The organism is Achromobacter sp. ACM05, from assembly GCF_019218915.1.
GTDB classification, from domain to species: Bacteria; Pseudomonadota; Gammaproteobacteria; order Burkholderiales; family Burkholderiaceae_B; genus Achromobacter; species Achromobacter animicus.
The window spans coordinates 181,100-198,928 of sequence record NZ_JAHUWQ010000004.1 but is presented as its reverse complement, the minus strand read 5'-3'; the positions used below and the strand labels follow the sequence as shown (position 1 = coordinate 198,928).

Below are 17,829 nucleotides of genomic sequence, written 5' to 3'. Positions count from 1 at the left end.
CTTTCCTAGCCTGTTGCATCAGGGTTGCAGGTGTTCCGCGACCGGGCCGAGGGCCAGTGCGGGCACGTAGGTGAGGGCGCCGACCAGCAGCACCGCGCCGATCAGCAGCGTCACGAAGAGCGGGCCGGTGGTCGGCATGCTGCCGGGGCCGGCGGGCAGCCGGCGCTTGGCGGCCAGCGAACCGGCCATCGCCAGCACGGCAACGATCACGGCGAACCGGCCGAACCACATCGCGATGCCCAGCAGCACGTTGTAGAAGGGCGTGTTGGCCGACAGCCCGGCGAAGGCGCTGCCGTTGTTGTTGGCGGCGGACGAGAGCGCGTAGAGGATTTCCGAGAAGCCGTGGATGCCCGGATTGAGCACGCCGGCCTGGCCCGCCGTCACGGACACGGCCAACGCCGTGCCGCCCAGCACGAGCAGCGGGGTGGCCAGGATGACGATGGAAACCATCTTCATGTCGAAGGCCTCGATCTTCTTGCCCAGGTACTCGGGTGTGCGCCCGATCATCAGCCCGGCGATGAAGACGCCCAGGATCGCAAAGGCCAGCATGCCGTACAGCCCCGAGCCCACGCCGCCGTACACGACTTCGCCCAACTGCATCAGCAGCATGGGCGACAGGCCGCCCATCGCCGACAGCGAGTCGTGCATGCCGTTCACCGCGCCGCAGGAGGCAGCGGTGGTGACCGTCGCAAACAGCGAGGTGGCGGCGATGCCGAAGCGCGTCTCCTTGCCTTCCATGTTGCCGCCGGACGTCACGGCCCCGGCCTGGACGGCCATCGGATTGGGCTGCTGCTCGAAGTACGCGGTGGATAGCGCGAAGACGGCAAACAGCGCCGTCATCGCCGCCAGGATCGCGATGCCCTGGCGCCGGCTGCCCACCATCTCGCCGAAGGTGAAGCACAGCGCGGCGGGGATGGCCAGGATCGCCAGCATCTGCAGGAAGTTCGACAGGGGCGTGGCGTTTTCAAAAGGGTGCGCCGAGTTGGCGTTGAAAAAGCCGCCGCCGTTGGTGCCCAGCAGCTTGATCGCTTCCTGCGACGCCACCGGTCCCATGGCAATCGTCTGTGTGCGCGTCGTGACCGGGTCGGTGACCGCCGCGCCGGCTGCGTCCAGCACGGGCTGGCCCTGCGCGTCCAGGCGCGGTGCGTCGTAGCGCACCGCTTCGACCGTCTGTACTTCCTGGTAGGCGCTGAAGTTCTGGATCACGCCCTGGCTGACCAGCGCCACTGCCAGAACCAGCGACAAGGGCAGCAGCACATACAGCGTGCAACGGACCATGTCGGCCCAGAAGTTGCCCACCGTGGCGGAACAGTGCCGCGCCAGTCCGCGGATCAGCGCGAACAGCACGGCAATGCCGGTCGCGGCGGACACGAAGTTCTGCACCGTCAGCGCCAGCATCTGCGTCAGGTAGCTCATCGTGGATTCGCCGGCATAGCCCTGCCAGTTGGTGTTGGCGACGAAGCTGATGGCGGTGTTCAGCGCCGAATCGGGCGACACGGCGCCCAGGCCCGCGGGGTTCAGCGGCAGCAGCCCCTGCACGCGCTGCAGCGCGTAGACGGCGGCAATGCCAACCAGGTTGAAGACCAGTACGGCGGCGGCATAACGCTTCCAGCCCATTTCCGCCTGCGGGTCGATGCCCGCCAGCCGGTAGATGCCGCGCTCGATCGGCCGGCCCCAGGCGGTCAGCCGGGATCGGCCGTCTTCCATGGCGATGCGGATGTAGCGGCCCAGGATGGGCGCGATCGCAAGCAGGACTGCCAGGTACAGGACCAGCAGTCCAACGAATTCGGGGGTCATCAGAATTTCTCCGGTTTGAACAGCGCGACCAGCAGGTACACGAACAGGAATGCGGCCGTCAGGCCGCTCAGCCAGTAGAGCCAGCTCATGGCTGGTCTCCGGCCGACAATGCGTCGCAGAACCGGACAAGGGCCCAAGTCAGCCCGGCCATCCCTGTGAAGATGGCGATATAAATGAGATCCACGTTTTTTCTCCCCGGGAGGCTTACTCCCTTCGAACAGGCCTGCGCGGCAGAAAGCGGATGCGCGCCGGGCAGGCGAGGTGACCCTTCAGGACACCGGCAGGTTACGGAGCGGGGGGTAAAAACGGGGTATAGCTTGGCGAGCGGGGTGTAAACGGCGCGTAAAGATGATCTGGAATGCTGTGGGTTCCATGCCCGGAATCGGGCGCTTCGCGATGCACGGACTTGGACGGCCAGCGCCATCGGCCATGATCACTAACTGAGCACTGCTCAAGTATTAGGCGGTACGATGGGCCGATTTGCCGGAAAAATCCCAATATTTAGTACGGCGACCCCAAAATGCACTCATATGGTGCATGGAATATGTAAATGAATGCTCCGTCTTAGGGCATTCCCCTAGTGTGGCATTCCCGCATCTGGTGCAGAATCTCTTCCCATGCAGGTGAGGAGACAAAGCCCTGCATGGGCAAATACCGGCGGCACCGGTACATAAAAAAAGTAAAGCAGTACTCAAAAAAAGCAAACGCACAACGGCTGGCACCAGGAAGTGCCAGCCGTTGTCGCATAAAAAGCCGGCAAATCAAGGTTCAGGGCTTTTCAAGCGCTGCGTTTGGCGATATTCAGATGGGATCTGCTTATCCACGCTATGCCGCAAACGCGCCTTACTCCGTCCCGGACATCCATCACGCCCTACTGGCGCCGCAATCTGCGGCTGATCGTGCTGCTGCTCGCCGTCTGGGCGGCGCTGACCTTCATCCCCTCGTACTTCGCACGCAGCCTCTCCTTCGACTTCATCGGTTGGCCCTTCGCCTTCTGGATGGCCGCCTATGGCGCTCCGCTGGCCTACCTGATCATCATCGCCGTCTACGCCCGGGTCATGAATCGCGCCGATGAGCGCGCCGACGAAACCGGGGAGCCGCGCTGATGCCGTTTTTCACCGGAGACACTCCGCAGGAGTTCCGCATCCGGCTGCGGCGCATCTATGTGCTGTACACGGCCGGCTTCGCGCTGATGATCCTGCTGATGGCGCTGGCCGAGATCCTGGGCATGCCGCGCAACTGGATCGGCTATGTGTTCCTGCTGGTCACCGTCAGCCTGTACGCCGGCATCGGCATCGTCTGCCGCACGTCCGACCAGGTCGAATACTACGTCGCCGGCCGGCGCGTGCCGGCCATCTACAACGGCATGGCGACGGCGGCCGACTGGATGTCGGTGGCTTCCTTCATCGGCGTGGCGGGCACGCTGTACCTGACCGGCTACGGCGGGCTGGCCTACATCATGGGTTGGACGGGCGGCTACGTGCTGGTGGCGATGCTGCTGGCGCCGTACCTGCGGCGCTTCGGCCAATACACCATTCCCGATTTCATGGGCGCGCGCTACGGCGGCAACCTGCCTCGGTTGGCGGGGGTCTTCTGCGCCATTCTGTGCTCGTTCACGTATCTGGTGGCCCAGATCTACGGCGTGGGCATCATCACCACCCGGATGACCGGCATCTCGTTCGAACTGGGCATCTTCGTGGCGCTAGGCGGCATGCTGGTGTGTTCGTTCCTGGGGGGCATGCGCGCGGTCACGTGGACACAGGTCGGGCAGTACATCATCCTGGTGATCGCGTATCTCGTGCCGGTGATCTGGCTGTCGGTCAAGCACACCAACATGCCGTTGCCTCAATTGTCGGGTGGGGCCGTGCTGCAGCAGGTGACCGAAAAAGAGGTCTACCTGCAGAACGATCCTTCGGAGATCGAGGTGCGCAGGATCTGGCAGCAGCGCGCCGACGAAATGGGGCGGCGCCTGCAGGCGCTGCCCGAGTCGTGGACGCTGGAAAAGGACAAGCTGCGCAGCCGGCTGGCCCAGTTGAACGCGGGCGATGCGCCCATGGTCGAGATCCGGTCGGCCGAGCGCGAACTGGCTGCCTATCCGCCGACCGTCGAGGATGCGCGCGCCACGTGGTCGCAGGCCAAGGCGACCTTCGAGGCCAGGGCCGCGCCGCCCACGCCACATGCCGAGCCGTTCCCTGCGAAGGACGCCGAGGAACGCAGCAACATGCGCATCAACTTCCTGGCGATGGTGCTGTGCCTGATGCTGGGCACCGCGGGCATGCCGCACATCCTGATGCGCTCCTACACGACGCCGTCCGTCATCGAGGCGCGCAAATCGGTGTGCTGGTCGCTGCTGTTCATCCTGCTGTTGTATTTCATGGCGCCCGCGCTGGCGCTGCTGGTCAAGTTCGAGATCTATACGCAGGTCGTTGGATCGAACTTCCTCAGCCTGCCCAACTGGGTGCATGCCTGGAGCGCGGTCGACACCAATCTGCTCGACGTCAGCGACATCAACCGCGACGGCGTCGTGCAGCTCAGCGAAATCAGCATGGGGGCGGACGTGGTGGTGCTGGCCATGCCAGAGATCGGCGGGCTGCCTTACGTGATTTCGGGGCTGGTTGCTGCGGGCGGGCTGGCGGCGGCGCTGTCCACGGCCGACGGCCTCCTGCTGACGCTGTCCAATTCGCTGTCGCACGACATGTGGTACCGGGTCGTGTCGCCGCGGATGTCGGCGGCGCGCCGGGTGATGGTGTCCAAGATCCTGCTGCTGGTGGTGGCGTTTGGCGCGGCGTGGGTCGCGGCGCGCAAGCCGGCGGACATCCTGTTCATGGTGTCGGCCGCGTTTTCGTTTGCGGCCTCGTCGTTCTTTCCGGCGCTAGTCATGGGCGTGTTCTGGAGGCGCGCGAACAAATGGGGCGCCACGCTGGGCATGGCGGCCGGGCTGGCCGTGACGTTCGCCTATATGACGCATACGCATCCGTGGCTGCGGGAGTCGGTGCTCGGCATCGCCCGCACGCAACCGGTGGATCTGTGGTGGGGCATCCAGCCGATCGCGGCGGGTGTGTTCGGTGCGCCCGTGGCGTTTCTGACGATCGTGGTGGTGTCGCTGCTGACGCCGCCGCCTGACCGGGCCACGTTGGCGCTGGTGGATTACCTGCGCAATCCGGACGTGCGTCACCCGCAGCCGGACAACACCTAGGGGGCGGGGCAGGCGGCCGCGCGGCGGTCGTCGGGATCGGCGCAGGCTGCCCAGGCGGCGCCGGGCATGGCCTGCAACAGCGTCAGGACCTGACCCGGCGCCCATAGCCATTGCACACCGCCGGGCGCGCGGCCCGCTGCCTTCCAGATACGTTGGCGGGCGTCGGCGCTAAGGTCGAAGCGCCCATTGGCGCCGCTGTTGCCGCTGGCCAGCACGGACGAAGGATCGCGCTTGGCGTCGTAGACATCGGCGTCGCCACGCGGCTGCACGATGGCCCAGTCGTAGTGGTAGGAGTCCAGCGCCGGCGGCTGCCAGTTGGGGCTGGGCAAGACGAGGATCGGGTGTTCGCCCTGCACTGCGCGATACGGCAGTGCCGCCTGCGTGCCCAGGCCGTCTTCAGTGTCGCGGACCGGCCGCAGGTAGCGCTGGGCGGCTCCGCCTTTTGCGTCATGCACGATGACCTCGTTCGCCTCGCCGGTTTCGGGCGCGTGGCGGATGGTCCGTAACAGGCGGCCTGCGGCGTCATGCACGTAGCGCACTTGCGGGCGCGTGGCGCCGTCGCAGGCGCCGTCGGCCAGTTCCGCCAGCCAGCCATTGGCGTCGTAACGCAGGCAATGCCGCACCGGGCGATTCTGCCGGCCGTCCCAGGCGCGGGAGCGGAGGTCATAGCCGGTCAGCCTGCCGGCCGCGTCGTACCGAAAGCGGGTTTCGTTGTCTGGCGGCGGCAGGGCGGGGCCGGGCTGGGCGCGCGCCTCATCCACCGTGTGCGGGTTGTATTGGGCAATGCCGCAAAGATGCTGGCGGCCGTCTACGCCGCGTTCGAAGCGCAGCACGGTGACGCCGATGCGCGCGCCGGGTTCGGCTGCATAGACGGACCAGTCCACGCGTTCGGCCCAGAGGATCGGCGTGGCGCGCGGACCGTCTGGCACCTGGACAGGGGGCAGCCAGCTCCGGACGCGGGAACCGTCTTTGCCCAGCAACGTGTTGGTGTCGTCGAGCCGGACGTCGGCGACGACGGTCAGCTTGTCGCCCGAAGCCAGCGGCTGGCACAGGGCCAGCGCAAGCCCCGGCGCCGCGGAAAGCGCGGCAAGGGCAAGCAGGCGCAGAACGCAATCAGTTCGCGGCATTGTGCAGCCATGCAACGAGGCCCCACAACTCGGCGCTGACACCGCCCAGCCTCAGCGTCCCGTCGCGCGACTCCATCAGCAGGAAGGGATAGGCCTTGCGCTCGAGCGTGCCGGCGGGCGGCAGCCGGTAGGGGGTGAAGTGGCCGGACGACAGCAGATAGGTGTTGGTCATGTCGCCAACATCCACGTGCAGGTACCAGACGATCAGATCCGTGCCCTTGAACGCGGCATCGGATTCGGGATACGTGCCGCCTTGGCCGGCGGGAATGCCGCTGGCCAGCACGCCCAGGAAGACCGAGCGCGGTCCGTATTGCGGGTGGTAGTCGCCATCGCTGTTGCGGCGGGTGAAGGCTTCGCGGATGAAGCCAGCGGCTCGCGAGCCGGGCACCACGGATTTGTCGAACATCGCATCGAGCTGCGCGTCGTTCAACGGGCCCCGCGCGGCGGCCAGCCGGTCCATGTCCTGCGTGAAGACGGTCAGCCAGGCCCGGTAGCGCTTGAGCTCGGCCGCCCGGTCAAAGTCGTGGGCGGATGCGCTGCCGGCGAATAGGCAGGCCAGGCACAGGAAGGCCGCCAGCGCGCGGCGCAACGAGCCCTGCGCGAGGAAGCCCTGCGCCAGGAAGCCCTGCGCCAAAAAGCACCGCGCGAGGACTGCGGCGACGGCCGTCAATGCGAGACGGACTTGGAGAAGACGTTCATCACCACCACGCCGGCGATGATGAGGCCGATGCCAATGAGCGCGGGCGTGTCCAGATGCTGCTTGAACAGAACCGCGCCCACGATGGAGATCAGCACGATGCCGACGCCGGACCAGATCGCGTAGGCAATGCCCACGGGGATCTCGCGCAGGGTCAGCGACAGGAAATAGAACGAGATCAGGTAGCCGAAGACGGTAATGACGGACGGCACCAGCCGCGTGAACCCTTCGGACCCCTTGAGGGCGCTGGTGGCGAAGATCTCGGCGACGATCGCCACGCCCAGGTACAGCCATTTCATTTGCGCGGACCCTCAGACTGCCGCAGCAGCACCAGCAGGGCGCCGGCGCCGCCTTCGCGTTCGGGCGCCTCGGAAAACGCCATGACCTCGGCCTTCTGGACCAGCCACGTGCGCGCCTTGTCCTTCAGGACCGGCTCAAGGCCTTCCGAGTTGTAGCCCTTGCCGTGCACGATGCGCACGCAGCGGATGCCGTGTTCCTGGCATTCGTCCAGGAACGACAGCAGCGCATGCCGCGCCTGTTCGACACGCAATCCGTGCAGGTCGAGTTCAGCCCCCGCGCGCCATTGGCCGCGGCGCAGGTTGCGCGCGGTGTCGGGCGCCACGTCGCCGCGCACGAAGGCGGTGCCGCCTTCGGACAGCAGATGCGTGATCTCGCCGCCGTCCGAGACACCGGCATCGGCGCGGCTGGGCGTTTCGCCCAGCGCGTTGGCGCGCCGCAGGGCGGGCGCCGGTTCGGCGGCGGGCTTGTGCGTGACGCGTTCCGTGTGCCGGATCGGCGTGACGGACTTCATCGAACGCTTGAACGCCGCCAGATCGTCCTCGGGGGGCGATGCCGCGCGCGCCGGCGCTGCTGCCGCCCGTTGCGGGGCAAGGGCGGCGCGCTCGCGTTCTTCCTGCAGGTCCTTCTTCAGGCGTTTCAGGTCGGCCACGCCGACCTTATTGCCCCGCATTCTCCAACCACCGTTGGGCGTCCAGGGCGGCCATGCAACCCGTGCCGGCGCTGGTGATGGCTTGGCGGTAGACGTGGTCCTGCACGTCGCCGGCGGCAAACACGCCGGGCACCGAGGTCATCGTGGCCATGCCGGACAGGCCGCTCTTGGTGACGATGTAGCCGTCCTTCATTTCGAGCTGGCCCTGGAAGATTTCCGTGTTGGGCTGGTGGCCGATGGCGATGAAGGCGCCGGTGACGGCCATGTCTTCGGTCGCGCCGGTGTCCACGTGGCGAACACGCACGCCGGTCACGCCGCTGTCGTCGCCCAGCACTTCTTCCAGCGTGTGGAAGGTCTTGAGCTCCATGTTGCCGTTTTCGACCTTGCTCATCAGCTTGTCGACCAGGATGGGCTCGGCGCGGAACTTGTCGCGGCGGTGGATCAGGGTGACCTTGCGGCAGATGTTGGACAGGTACAGGGCTTCTTCGACGGCGGTATTGCCGCCACCGACCACGACCACGTCCTGGTTGCGGTAGAAGAAACCGTCGCAGGTGGCGCAGCCGGACACGCCGCGGCCCATGAAGGACTGTTCGGACGGCAGGCCCAGGTATTTGGCCGAGGCGCCGGTCGCGATGATCAGGGCGTCGCAGGTGTAGACCTTGCCGGTGTCGCCGGTCAGGGTGAAGGGGCGCTTGGAAAGGTCGACCTTGGCGATGTGGTCGAACAGCATTTCCGTGTTGAAGCGTTCGGCATGCTTCTGGAAGCGCTGCATCAGGTCGGGGCCCTGCACGCCATCGGCGTCGGCCGGCCAATTGTCGACGTCCGTGGTGGTCATGAGCTGGCCGCCTTGGGCCAAACCTGTAACAAGAACAGGGTTAAGATTGGCGCGTGCCGCATAGACGGCCGCCGTGTAACCGGCGGGGCCGGAACCGAGTATCAAAACTTTAGCGTGCGTAGGCGTGGACATGGGCAGGTATCTTTAGGGTAACGCCCAATTATAATGAGCCGCATGCCGCGTATCTCGACTGCTTCTCCGCGCGCCTCGCGCAACACCCGCAACGGACCTTCGCCGCTGCAAACGCGCATTTCCGCGCTGTTGCGTGAAGCCCGCTGGATCCTCTTTGCCGCCCTGGCGGCCTGGCTTACCCTGGTGCTCGCCACCTGGAGCGCGTCCGACCCTGGCTGGTCGCACTCGGTTCCGGGCGATGTCGTGCGCAACCAGGGGGGACGCCTGGGCGCCTATCTGGCCGACATCCTCCTCTATCTATTCGGTTTTTCCGCCTGGTGGTGGGTCATCCTGCTGCTGCACCGCGTCCGCGCCGGTTATCGGCGGCTGGCCGCGCAGTTGCGCGTCGCCAACAGCAAGCAGCCCGAAGTGCTGCCGCGTGTCCATTGGGAAGAGGGCATCGGCTTCTTTCTGCTGATGGTGGGCTCGCTGGGCATGGAAGCCCTGCGCCTGGCCAGCCGCGGCACGCACCTGCCGGGCGCCTCGGAAACGTCCAGCGGCGCGGGCGGGGTCATCGGCCAGATGCTGGCCGGCCTGATCGGCAGCAGCATCGGCTTTACCGGCGCCACGCTGGCCTTCCTGGTCATGCTCGCAATCGGGCTCAGCCTGTTTTTCTCGTTCTCGTGGTTGGCGGTGGCCGAGCGCGTCGGTTCCTGGCTGGAAGGCCTGGTCCGCAAGATGCGCAATTCGTATACGGCGCGTCAGGACCGCAAGGTCGGCGAAGTCGCCAAGGCCGTGCGCACCGAACAGGTCGTGGCCAAGCAGGAAAAGCTGGTCCACGAGCAGCCGGTGCGTATTGAACCGGCCATCACCGTGGTGCCCAAGTCCGAGCGCGTCGAAAAGGAAAAGCAGCAATCGCTGTTCTTCCCGCCCACGGGCGGCGCCGAAGGCGACCTGCCCACCCTCGGTCTGCTCGATCCGCCCCTGAACAACCAGGAAACCGTCTCGGCCGAGACCATCGAATTCACCTCGCGCCTGATCGAAAAGAAGCTGGCCGACTTCGGCGTGTCGGTCACCGTGGTCGCGGCGCAGGCCGGCCCCGTCATCACCCGCTACGAGATCGAACCGGCCACCGGCGTGAAGGGCAGCCAGATCGTCAACCTGGCCAAGGACCTGGCGCGGGCGCTCAGCCTGGTCAGCATCCGGGTGGTCGAGACCATCCCCGGTAAGAACCTGATGGGGCTGGAACTGCCCAATCCGCGCCGCCAGATGGTGCGCCTATCCGAGATCCTGGGTTCGCAGACCTATCACGCCAGCCATTCCGTCGTGACCATGGCGCTGGGCAAGGATATCGCCGGCAACCCGGTGGTGGCCGATCTGGCCAAGATGCCTCACCTGCTGGTGGCGGGCACGACCGGCTCGGGCAAGTCCGTCGGGATCAACGCGATGATCCTGTCGCTGCTGTACAAGGCCGACGCCTCGCACACCCGCCTGATCCTGATCGATCCCAAGATGCTCGAAATGAGCGTCTACGAAGGCATCCCGCATTTGCTGGCGCCGGTCGTCACCGACATGCGCCAGGCGTCCAACGCGCTGAACTGGTGCGTGGGCGAAATGGAAAAGCGCTATCGCCTCATGAGCAAGATGGGCGTGCGCAACCTGGCCGGCTACAACACCAAGATCCGCGACGCGATCAAGCGCGAAGAGCCGATCCCCAATCCGTTCTCGCTGACGCCGGACCAGCCCGAGCCCCTGTCCCCGCTGCCGACCATCGTCGTCGTCATCGACGAGCTGGCCGACCTGATGATGGTCGTCGGCAAGAAGATCGAAGAACTCATCGCCCGTCTGGCGCAGAAAGCGCGCGCAGCCGGCATCCACCTCATCCTGGCCACGCAGCGTCCCAGCGTGGACGTGATCACCGGTCTCATCAAGGCCAACATCCCGACGCGTATCGCGTTCCAGGTGTCGTCCAAGATCGACTCCCGCACCATTCTTGACCAGATGGGCGCGGAGACGCTGCTGGGTCAGGGTGACATGCTGTACATGCCGCCGGGCACGGGCCTGCCGGTGCGCGTGCACGGCGCGTTCTGCAGCGACGACGAAGTCCATCGCGTGGTCGAGAGCCTGAAGTCGCAGGGTGAACCCAATTACGTCGAGGGCCTCTTGGAAGGCGGTCTGGACGGCGACGGCGCCGAGGGCGCCAGCAGCGTCACGGGCATCGGCGGCGACGCGGAATCCGACCCGATGTACGACCAGGCCTGCGAAGTCGTGCTCAAGCACCGCCGCGCGTCGATCTCGCTGGTGCAGCGTCACCTGCGTATTGGTTACAACCGTGCGGCCCGGTTACTCGAGCAGATGGAGCAATCGGGTATGGTGTCGGCGATGCAATCCAATGGGAACCGCGAGATCCTGGTTCCTGCAGCCGCCGCCCGAGAGGAAGCATGATGAAGACGTTTCAAAGGCTGGCCGCCGTCGCGGTCCTGGGCCTGTCGCCGACTTTGGTGCTGGCCGCCAGCGCGCAGGAGCAATTGCGCGCTTTCGTGAGCACGGTCACCTCGGCCACCGGATCGTTCTCGCAGTACACCGTCAACGATCAGGGCCGGACGCAGCCCGCGCAGACCGGGGTGTTCTCGTTCCAGCGGCCCGGCAAATTCAAGTGGGCCGTGCAGAAGCCTTATGAGCAGTTGGTGATTTCCGACGGCCGTCAGGTGTTCCAGTACGACCCGGACCTGGCGCAGGTCACCGAGCGCAAGGTCGACGCCGCCATCGGCACGTCGCCTGCGGCCATCCTTTTCGGCTCCGGGTCGCTTGAGCAATCGTTCGACGTATCGGCGTTGCCCGCCAAGGACGGCGTGGACTGGCTGCGCGCCAAGCCGCGCACGGCCGACGCCGGGTTCTCGCGCGTGGACATCGGCATGAAGAACAACCTGCCGGTGCGTGTGGAGCTGCTGGATTCGTTCGGCCAGACCACTCGCGTCGACCTGTCTGGCATTCAGGCCAATCCGCAATTGCCCGCCAAGGAATTCCAGTTCACCGCGCCCAAGGGCGTGGATGTGGTGAAGATGTAGGCGCGGGCTGCTCGTCCGCTGAATGCAGAATGCTCGGTGGAAACCGGGCATTTTTGCTTTGGGTGCGGTGCCTGGCGGCGGCCGTGTAATGAACCCGGTGTCTGACACCCGTGTGAGACGGCCGTCAGCTTGGGCCGGCGTCGCAGGGGTGTCAGACACCTGCCGCCGACACCCGCCGCGCCACGCCGCCGGGCCGCCCCAAGGCGGGGCAGCCCCCTTGGGGGGCAGCTAGACCACGTTAGTGGTCGCGGCGTGGGGGCTGCCACGCCGCCGGGCCGCCCCAAGGCGGGGCAGCCCCCTTGGGGGGCAGCTAGACCACGTTAGTGGTCGCGGCGTGGGGGCTCCTATACGCCACGCAATCGACTTCCACTTTCGCATCCACGACCAGACTCGACTGCACGCAGGCACGCGCTGGCGGATTCGCGCCGAAATACTCCTTGAACACCTTGTTGAACGACGCGAAATCCCGCGCGTCGTCCAGCCAGACGCCGCAGCGCACGACGTGTTCGGGACCGTAGCCGGCTTCCTGCAGGATCGCCAGCACCTGCTGGATGGCCTTGTGGCTTTGCGCGACGATGCCGCCTTCGATCACTTCGCCGTTGTCCATCGGCACCTGGCCGGACACATACAGCCAGCCGTCCGCAGCGACGGCGCGGGCGAAGGGCATGTGCGAGCCGCCCTGGCCGGTGCCGCCGGCCACGCCGTAGCGGGTGATGCCGTTGTTGTCGGGAGTGGGGGTAGCGCTCATGGGATGGTTCTCCTTGAAGATGTCCGGATGCCGCCGCAGTCAGGCGGCCGAAAGATCGGGGTAAGACTTTCGCAGGTCGCCGCTGCGCGGCAGCCAACGGCCGGCGCGCTCGCCGGTGGCCTGGCCCTTGCGGTAGGACAGGACGCCATTGACCCACACCGCCTCGATGCCCGCGGCAGTCTGCACGGGCTCAGCGAAAGTGGCGCTGTCGATAACGGTGTCGGGGTTGAACAGCACCAAGTCAGCGTGATAACCCTCGCGCACGAAGCCGCGCTCGGCCAAACCGAAGCGGGCGGCAGACAGGCCGGTCATCTTGTGCACGGCCTGGGCCAGCGGAAACAGGCCCACGTCGCGGCTGTAATGACCCAGCACGCGCGGGAAGGCGCCCCACAACCGCGGATGCGGCATGGGATCGTTCGGCAGGCCGTCTGATCCGACCATCGTGAGGCGGTGCGACAGCACGCGTCGCACGTCGTCCTCGTGCATGTTGTGATACACCGCACCGGCCGGTTGCAGCCGCTTTGCCGCCTCCAGCAAGGTCACGCCCCAGTCGGCCGCGATGGCCGCGAGCTTGCGGCGCGCCTGTTCCGGATGCGGCTCGGACCACGTGATGTCGATGTCGAATTCGTCAGTGACCTGCTTCAGATCCAGCGTCGACGAACTGGCCGAATACGGATAGCAGTCGCAACCCACGTGCTGCATGCGCCCCGCGTTCTCCAGCGCGAACAGCACCTCTTTCGTGCGGCCCCAGTTGCCGGCCCCCGCGCATTTCAGGTGCGACACCACCACCGGCACGCGCGCATGCAGGGCGATGTCGAAGGCTTCCTGCATCGCCTCCAGGATGGCGGCGAACTCCGAGCGCAGATGCGTCGTGTACAGCGCGCCGAACTCGTCCAACGCTTCGGCCAGCAGCTTGACCTCGGCCGTGTCCGCCTCGAACGCGGACGCATAGGCCAGGCCCGTGCTCAGGCCGATCGCGCCGTGCGCCAACGCATCGCGCAACTGTTCGCGCATCGCCAGCACTTCTTCCCGCGTCGCCGCCCGGTCCAGCCGGTCCATGTGATTGCTGCGCAAGGCCGTATGCCCGACCAGCGCCGCCACGTTAACCGCCGGCCGCGCGGCCTCGATCGCGCGGGTGTAGTCGGCAAAGGTGGCGTAGCGGAAGTCTTCGCGCTTGCCCAGCAGGTTCATCGGGTCGGGCGGATCGCCGCGCAGCGTCACCGGCGAGGCGCTGATGCCGCAATTGCCCACGACCACCGTCGTCACGCCCTGCGACAGCTTGGGCAGCATGTCCGGGGTGCGGATGACGTTGGTGTCGTCGTGCGTGTGGACGTCGATGAAGCCGGGCGCCAGCACCAGGTCAGTGCCGTCGATGATCTGGCGTGCCGGCGCACCGGGCAGGTCGCCGATGGCGGCAATGCGGCCATCTGCCAGCGCCACGCTGGCGCGGATTTCCGGACCGCCGGAGCCGTCCAGAATCCGGACGTTGCCTATGAGGGTGTCGTACATCGTGGTTTCCAGATCAATCGCCCAGCGGCAGGCGGTTCGGCCCGCCGCGGTGTTCGTCCAGCGCCAGCTTGATGCGGCGCAGGCGTTCGCGGTTTTCTTCCTGGTTCAGCATGGCCAGTTCGGTCGACAGCAGGTCGATGGCCAGCATCATCGCGTAGCGCGAGGCGGAGGGCTTGTAGATGAAGTCGGTTTCGTCGGTGCGGATGGGCAGCACGACGTCGGCCAGTTTCGCCAGTTCGGACGAGGCGTCCGTGATGGCGACGATGCTGGCGCGGTACTGCTTGACGATGCGCGCCGCTCCGACGATTTCAGGCGTGAGGCCCGAGGCCGACAACACCAGCACGGCGTCGCGCTCGTCCAGCGTGGCCGCCACCATGCGCAGCAGCACGGCGTCGCTGTAGACGGCGATGGGATAGCCCAGCCGCACCAGGCGCGACTGCACTTCCTGCGCCAGCACCGCGGATGCGCCGCCCATGCCGAAGACATAGATCATGCGCGCGCCGTCGACGATGGATGCGGCCGCTTCGAACAGCTGCTCGGTGAAGGCCGGCAGATGCGCGCGCAGCGTGCTCTCGATGTCGGCGTAGATGCGGGCGTAAAACGTGCTTTCTTCGGCCGGCGCGCTGGGATCCAGAAAGCGGCTGCCCACCGTGCTGGCCTGCGCCAGCTTCATCTTCAGGTCGCGCGTGTCGTCGCAGCCCACCGTGCGCGCAAAGCGCGAGATGGTGGCGATGCTGACGCCGGCCTTGGCGGCAAGCTGGTCCACCGTGGCGCTGGCGCTCCAGATGATGTCGTCCAGAATGGCGTCGGCCACCTTGCGTTCGGTCACGCTCAATGCGTCCCGCCGACTGCGTATCTGGAAGACGATGTCGCGGATGATGTTCATGTGTGATTCCTGGATCAATTCGGGCGGGCTCAGGCCGCGAGCGCGGGATCGTCGAGTCGGATGCAGGACACGTAATGGTCCGCGCTGACGCCCACGGCCGGCGGCACGGCCGCGGCACAGGCGTCGATGGCGTGCGGGCAGCGCGTGCGGAACACGCAGCCGGAAGGCGGGTTCACCGGGCTCGGGATATCGCCCTTCAGGAGGATACGCGAACGCGGGGCGCGCGGATCCGGCACGGGCGCGGCGGATAGCAGCGCGCGCGTGTAGGGATGGCGGGGGCGGGCGTAGACCTCGCTGGTCGGCCCGCGCTCCATGACGCGGCCCAGGTACATCACCACGACGTCGTCGCACAGGTAATCCACCACGGCTAGGTCATGCGCCACGAACAGCATCGTCAGGCCCAGGTCGCGTTGCAGGTCCTGCAGCAGGTTCAGCACCTGCGCCTGCACCGACACGTCCAGCGCGGATACGGGTTCATCGGCCACGATGAAGTCGGGTTCAACCGCCAGCGCGCGGGCGATGCCGATGCGCTGGCGCTGGCCGCCGGAAAATTCGTGCGGATAGCGGCGGCTGTGGTCCGCATTCAGGCCCACGCGTTCCAGCAGTTCGCCGATCCGCTCGGCGCGGCGGTTCTGCGCCAGCTTGTGCGTGTCCAGCGCCTCTCCCAGGATCTCGGCCACCGTCATGCGCGGATTCAGGCTGGCGTACGGGTCCTGGAACACGATCTGCATGCGGCGGCGCCACGGCAGCATCTGCTTTTCGTTCAGCGTGGTGATGTCCTGTCCGTCGAACACGATGCGTCCGGCAGTGGGGGCAAACAGGCGCAGCAACGCGCGGCCGGTGGTGGTCTTGCCGGAGCCGGATTCGCCGACGAGGCCGACGATGGTGTTGCGCGGCACGTCGAAGCTCACGCCGTCCACGGCGCGCACGACGGGGGCGTTGCGCGCCTGCGAGGTCGGAAAATGGACCTTCAGGTCGTCGATGCGCACCAGCGGCTCGGCGGCGCGGGGAGTCGGAATGCTCGTCATATCGGGTTCACCTTGATGCAGCGGGCGCGGTGTTCGGCCTGCACCGTCACCAGGTCGGGAACGCCCGCGCGGCAGTCGTCCGCGGCCAGCGGGCAACGCGGCGCGAACGTGCAGCCTGCCGGCAGCGACAGCACGCTGGGCACGTTGCCCGGAATGGCGCGAAGACGTTCGCCCGACGCCAGCAGCGCGGCGGTCGGCAGACAGGACAGCAGGCCGCGGGTGTAGGGATGCGTGGGCTTTTCGAACAGGTCGTAGACGCCGGCGTCTTCCACCACGCGACCGGCGTACATGACGGCCACGCGATGCGCGATCTCGGCCACCACGCCCAGGTTGTGCGTGATGAAGAGGATGCTCATGTTCATCTCGGCCTGCAGGCGGCGCAGCAGGTCCAGGATCTGCGCTTGCACCGTCACGTCCAGCGCCGTGGTGGGCTCGTCGGCGATCAGCACCGCGGGATTGCACGCCAGGGCCAGCGCAATCATCACGCGCTGGCGCATGCCGCCCGACATCTGGTGCGGGTATTCGTTTACGCGGCGGTCGGCCGCCGGAATCTCGACGCGCTCCAGCATCTCGCGGGCGCGCTTCAATGCCGCGGCGCGCGAGCCGCCTTCGTGCTGCAGCACCGCCTCGGCGATCTGGTCGCCCACGGTGTACAGCGGGTTCAGGCTGGTCATGGGCTCCTGGAAGATCATCGCGATCTCGGCGCCGCGGATGCGTTGCAGCGTGGCGGGCGTGGCGTGCGCCAGGTCGTGCTGCACGCCCTGGCGGTCGCGGAACAGGATCTTGCCGGCCTCGATGCGGCCCGCCGGCTTGGGCAACAGGCCCATGATGGACAGGCTGGTCACGGACTTGCCGGAGCCGGATTCACCGACGATGGCCAGCGTCTCGCCGCGGGCAAGGTCGAAGGTGACGCCGTCCACCGACTTGGCGATGCCGTCGCGGCTGTGGAACCAGGTCTTCAGGCCTTGCACCGACAGCACGATGTCTCGGGTGCTTGCGGTCATGTTTACAGCTCCTTGCGCAGGCGCGGATCGAGGACGTCGCGCAGGCCGTCGCCCACCAGTTGCAGCGACAGCACGGACAGCACGATGGCGATGCCGGGAAAGATCATGATCCAGTCCGCCGACCCCATGTACTGCTGGCCGGCGTTGATCATGGTGCCCCAGGTCGGGATGTCGGGCGACACGCCCACGCCCAGGAACGACAGGCCCGCCTCGGCCAGGATGGCGTACGCGAAGATGAACGTGCCCTGCACCAGGATGGGAGACACCAGGTTGCGCAGCACGTGGACGGTGACGATGCGCCACGTGGGCACGCCCAGCGCGCGGGCCGCTTCCACGAAGGGCAGCTCGCGGATCACCAGCGTCGAGGCCCGCACGATGCGCGCCAGGCGCGGCGTGTACACGATGCCCAGCGCGATCACCACGTTGACCAGCGACGGCCCCAGCGCGGCCACCAGCGAGATCGCCAGCAGGATGTCCGGGAACGCCATCATCGCGTCGATCAGCCGCGACACGAACTTGTCGGCGGTGCGGAAGAACCCGGCGATCAGCCCCAGCGCAATGCCCAGCACGCTGGACAGGATGACAACGGAAAAGCCGACCATCAGCGACAGCCGTCCGCCGTGGATGACGCGGCTGAACACGTCGCGGCCGAAGTCGTCGGTGCCGAACCAGTGCGCGGCGCCCGGCGCCTTCAGGCGGTTCATGATGGATAGCTTGAACGGATCGTAGGGGCTGATCCACGGCGCCAGCAGCGCGGCGGCCGCCAGCACCACGATCACGATGAGGCTGATCAGCACCGTCTTGCGCGACACCAGCAGGCGCAGGACCTGCCAGCGGTCCGAGCCGGGATTCATGGAAGTTGCAGTCGTCATGT

At 66.8% G+C, this 17,829-nt stretch carries 17 protein-coding genes; 4 read left to right on the top strand and 13 right to left on the bottom strand.

The annotated features are described in order from the left end of the window. Positions 1-18: 18 nt before the first annotated feature. Both kdpA and kdpF read right to left on the bottom strand, forming a co-directional pair. The gene (gene kdpA / locus KW836_RS23130; protein WP_218344891.1) at positions 19-1,797 is read right to left on the bottom strand and encodes a potassium-transporting ATPase subunit KdpA; all 1,779 of its coding nucleotides are present in this window, start codon (positions 1,795-1,797) and stop codon (positions 19-21) included. Continuing rightward, positions 1,797-1,886, bottom strand: a complete 90-nt coding sequence (gene kdpF, locus KW836_RS23125; protein WP_056321339.1) for a K(+)-transporting ATPase subunit F — start codon at positions 1,884-1,886, stop codon at positions 1,797-1,799. Before kdpF ends, kdpA begins: the two co-directional genes overlap by 1 nt. Before the next feature lie 738 nt (positions 1,887-2,624). Between kdpF and KW836_RS23120 the strand changes: the two genes are divergently transcribed. Both KW836_RS23120 and KW836_RS23115 read left to right on the top strand, forming a co-directional pair. Then, positions 2,625-2,903: a DUF4212 domain-containing protein gene (locus KW836_RS23120; protein ID WP_175123140.1), complete on the top strand. Its 279-nt coding sequence runs from the start codon at positions 2,625-2,627 to the stop codon at positions 2,901-2,903. After that, positions 2,903-4,993 (top strand): sodium:solute symporter family protein, encoded by a 2,091-nt coding sequence (locus tag KW836_RS23115; RefSeq protein WP_218344890.1) that lies wholly within the window; start codon positions 2,903-2,905, stop codon positions 4,991-4,993. Before KW836_RS23120 ends, KW836_RS23115 begins: the two co-directional genes overlap by 1 nt. Here KW836_RS23115 and KW836_RS23110 read toward each other — a convergent pair. The 5 genes from KW836_RS23110 to trxB are packed head-to-tail and all read right to left on the bottom strand — an operon-like array spanning position 4,990 to position 8,733. Beyond that, positions 4,990-6,120, bottom strand: coding sequence for a hypothetical protein (locus KW836_RS23110; protein WP_218344889.1), 1,131 nt, complete (start codon positions 6,118-6,120; stop codon positions 4,990-4,992). The two genes, KW836_RS23115 and KW836_RS23110, sit on opposite strands and share 4 nt — an antisense overlap. Next, positions 6,107-6,754: a hypothetical protein gene (locus KW836_RS23105; protein ID WP_255596150.1), complete on the bottom strand. Its 648-nt coding sequence runs from the start codon at positions 6,752-6,754 to the stop codon at positions 6,107-6,109. The genes KW836_RS23110 and KW836_RS23105 overlap by 14 nt, the downstream gene beginning before the upstream one ends. 32 nt (positions 6,755-6,786) lie before the next feature. Beyond that, positions 6,787-7,116, bottom strand: coding sequence for a multidrug efflux SMR transporter (locus KW836_RS23100; protein WP_056568656.1), 330 nt, complete (start codon positions 7,114-7,116; stop codon positions 6,787-6,789). Further along, on the bottom strand, positions 7,113-7,787 hold the full coding sequence (locus KW836_RS23095) for a Smr/MutS family protein (RefSeq protein ID WP_218344888.1): 675 nt from the start codon (positions 7,785-7,787) through the stop codon (positions 7,113-7,115). Before KW836_RS23095 ends, KW836_RS23100 begins: the two co-directional genes overlap by 4 nt. Beyond that, positions 7,774-8,733 carry a thioredoxin-disulfide reductase gene (gene trxB / locus KW836_RS23090; protein WP_218344887.1) on the bottom strand — a complete coding sequence of 320 codons (960 nt, stop codon included), beginning with the start codon at positions 8,731-8,733 and terminating at the stop codon, positions 7,774-7,776. Before trxB ends, KW836_RS23095 begins: the two co-directional genes overlap by 14 nt. A 42-nt stretch (positions 8,734-8,775) precedes the next feature. On the opposite strand from trxB, the gene KW836_RS23085 reads away from it, so the two are divergent. Beyond that, a complete protein-coding gene (locus KW836_RS23085; protein WP_175137219.1) occupies positions 8,776-11,157 on the top strand; it encodes a DNA translocase FtsK in 2,382 nt (793 codons plus the stop codon). Next, a complete protein-coding gene (lolA, locus tag KW836_RS23080) occupies positions 11,157-11,780 on the top strand; it encodes an outer membrane lipoprotein chaperone LolA (RefSeq protein ID WP_175123354.1) in 624 nt (207 codons plus the stop codon). Before KW836_RS23085 ends, lolA begins: the two co-directional genes overlap by 1 nt. A gap of 310 nt (positions 11,781-12,090) precedes the next feature. On the opposite strand, the gene KW836_RS23075 is transcribed toward lolA, so the two are convergent. The 6 genes from KW836_RS23075 to KW836_RS23050 are packed head-to-tail and all read right to left on the bottom strand — an operon-like array spanning position 12,091 to position 17,827. Continuing rightward, entirely contained in the window at positions 12,091-12,528 is a 438-nt protein-coding gene (locus KW836_RS23075; RefSeq protein WP_175123134.1) for a RidA family protein, read from the bottom strand. A gap of 39 nt (positions 12,529-12,567) precedes the next feature. Then, positions 12,568-14,037, bottom strand: a complete 1,470-nt coding sequence (locus tag KW836_RS23070; RefSeq protein WP_218344886.1) for an amidohydrolase family protein — start codon at positions 14,035-14,037, stop codon at positions 12,568-12,570. Between the two features lie 13 nt (positions 14,038-14,050). Next, on the bottom strand, positions 14,051-14,923 hold the full coding sequence (locus KW836_RS23065) for a MurR/RpiR family transcriptional regulator (RefSeq protein ID WP_175123132.1): 873 nt from the start codon (positions 14,921-14,923) through the stop codon (positions 14,051-14,053). 29 nt (positions 14,924-14,952) lie between these two features. Beyond that, positions 14,953-15,951, bottom strand: a complete 999-nt coding sequence (locus KW836_RS23060) for an ABC transporter ATP-binding protein (protein ID WP_175184148.1) — start codon at positions 15,949-15,951, stop codon at positions 14,953-14,955. Further along, complete coding sequence (locus KW836_RS23055; RefSeq protein WP_218344885.1) at positions 15,948-16,955, bottom strand: ABC transporter ATP-binding protein; 1,008 nt, start codon at positions 16,953-16,955, stop codon at positions 15,948-15,950. Before KW836_RS23055 ends, KW836_RS23060 begins: the two co-directional genes overlap by 4 nt. A 2-nt stretch (positions 16,956-16,957) precedes the next feature. Further along, a complete protein-coding gene (locus KW836_RS23050) occupies positions 16,958-17,827 on the bottom strand; it encodes an ABC transporter permease (RefSeq protein WP_056568629.1) in 870 nt (289 codons plus the stop codon). Positions 17,828-17,829: the final 2 nt, after the last annotated feature.

Coding starts and splice junctions, on each gene's coding strand:
- KW836_RS23060 (WP_175184148.1), bottom strand. CDS start 15,951: ATGACGAGCATTCCGACTCCCCGCGCCGCCGAGCCGCTGGTGCGCATC.
- KW836_RS23095 (WP_218344888.1), bottom strand. CDS start 7,787: ATGCGGGGCAATAAGGTCGGCGTGGCCGACCTGAAACGCCTGAAGAAG.
- lolA (WP_175123354.1), top strand. CDS start 11,157: ATGAAGACGTTTCAAAGGCTGGCCGCCGTCGCGGTCCTGGGCCTGTCG.
- trxB (WP_218344887.1), bottom strand. CDS start 8,733: ATGTCCACGCCTACGCACGCTAAAGTTTTGATACTCGGTTCCGGCCCC.
- KW836_RS23100 (WP_056568656.1), bottom strand. CDS start 7,116: ATGAAATGGCTGTACCTGGGCGTGGCGATCGTCGCCGAGATCTTCGCC.
- KW836_RS23115 (WP_218344890.1), top strand. CDS start 2,903: ATGCCGTTTTTCACCGGAGACACTCCGCAGGAGTTCCGCATCCGGCTG.
- KW836_RS23120 (WP_175123140.1), top strand. CDS start 2,625: ATGCCGCAAACGCGCCTTACTCCGTCCCGGACATCCATCACGCCCTAC.
- kdpA (WP_218344891.1), bottom strand. CDS start 1,797: ATGACCCCCGAATTCGTTGGACTGCTGGTCCTGTACCTGGCAGTCCTG.
- KW836_RS23075 (WP_175123134.1), bottom strand. CDS start 12,528: ATGAGCGCTACCCCCACTCCCGACAACAACGGCATCACCCGCTACGGC.
- KW836_RS23070 (WP_218344886.1), bottom strand. CDS start 14,037: ATGTACGACACCCTCATAGGCAACGTCCGGATTCTGGACGGCTCCGGC.
- KW836_RS23085 (WP_175137219.1), top strand. CDS start 8,776: ATGCCGCGTATCTCGACTGCTTCTCCGCGCGCCTCGCGCAACACCCGC.
- KW836_RS23050 (WP_056568629.1), bottom strand. CDS start 17,827: ATGACGACTGCAACTTCCATGAATCCCGGCTCGGACCGCTGGCAGGTC.
- KW836_RS23065 (WP_175123132.1), bottom strand. CDS start 14,923: ATGAACATCATCCGCGACATCGTCTTCCAGATACGCAGTCGGCGGGAC.
- KW836_RS23055 (WP_218344885.1), bottom strand. CDS start 16,955: ATGACCGCAAGCACCCGAGACATCGTGCTGTCGGTGCAAGGCCTGAAG.
- KW836_RS23110 (WP_218344889.1), bottom strand. CDS start 6,120: ATGCCGCGAACTGATTGCGTTCTGCGCCTGCTTGCCCTTGCCGCGCTT.
- kdpF (WP_056321339.1), bottom strand. CDS start 1,886: ATGAGCTGGCTCTACTGGCTGAGCGGCCTGACGGCCGCATTCCTGTTC.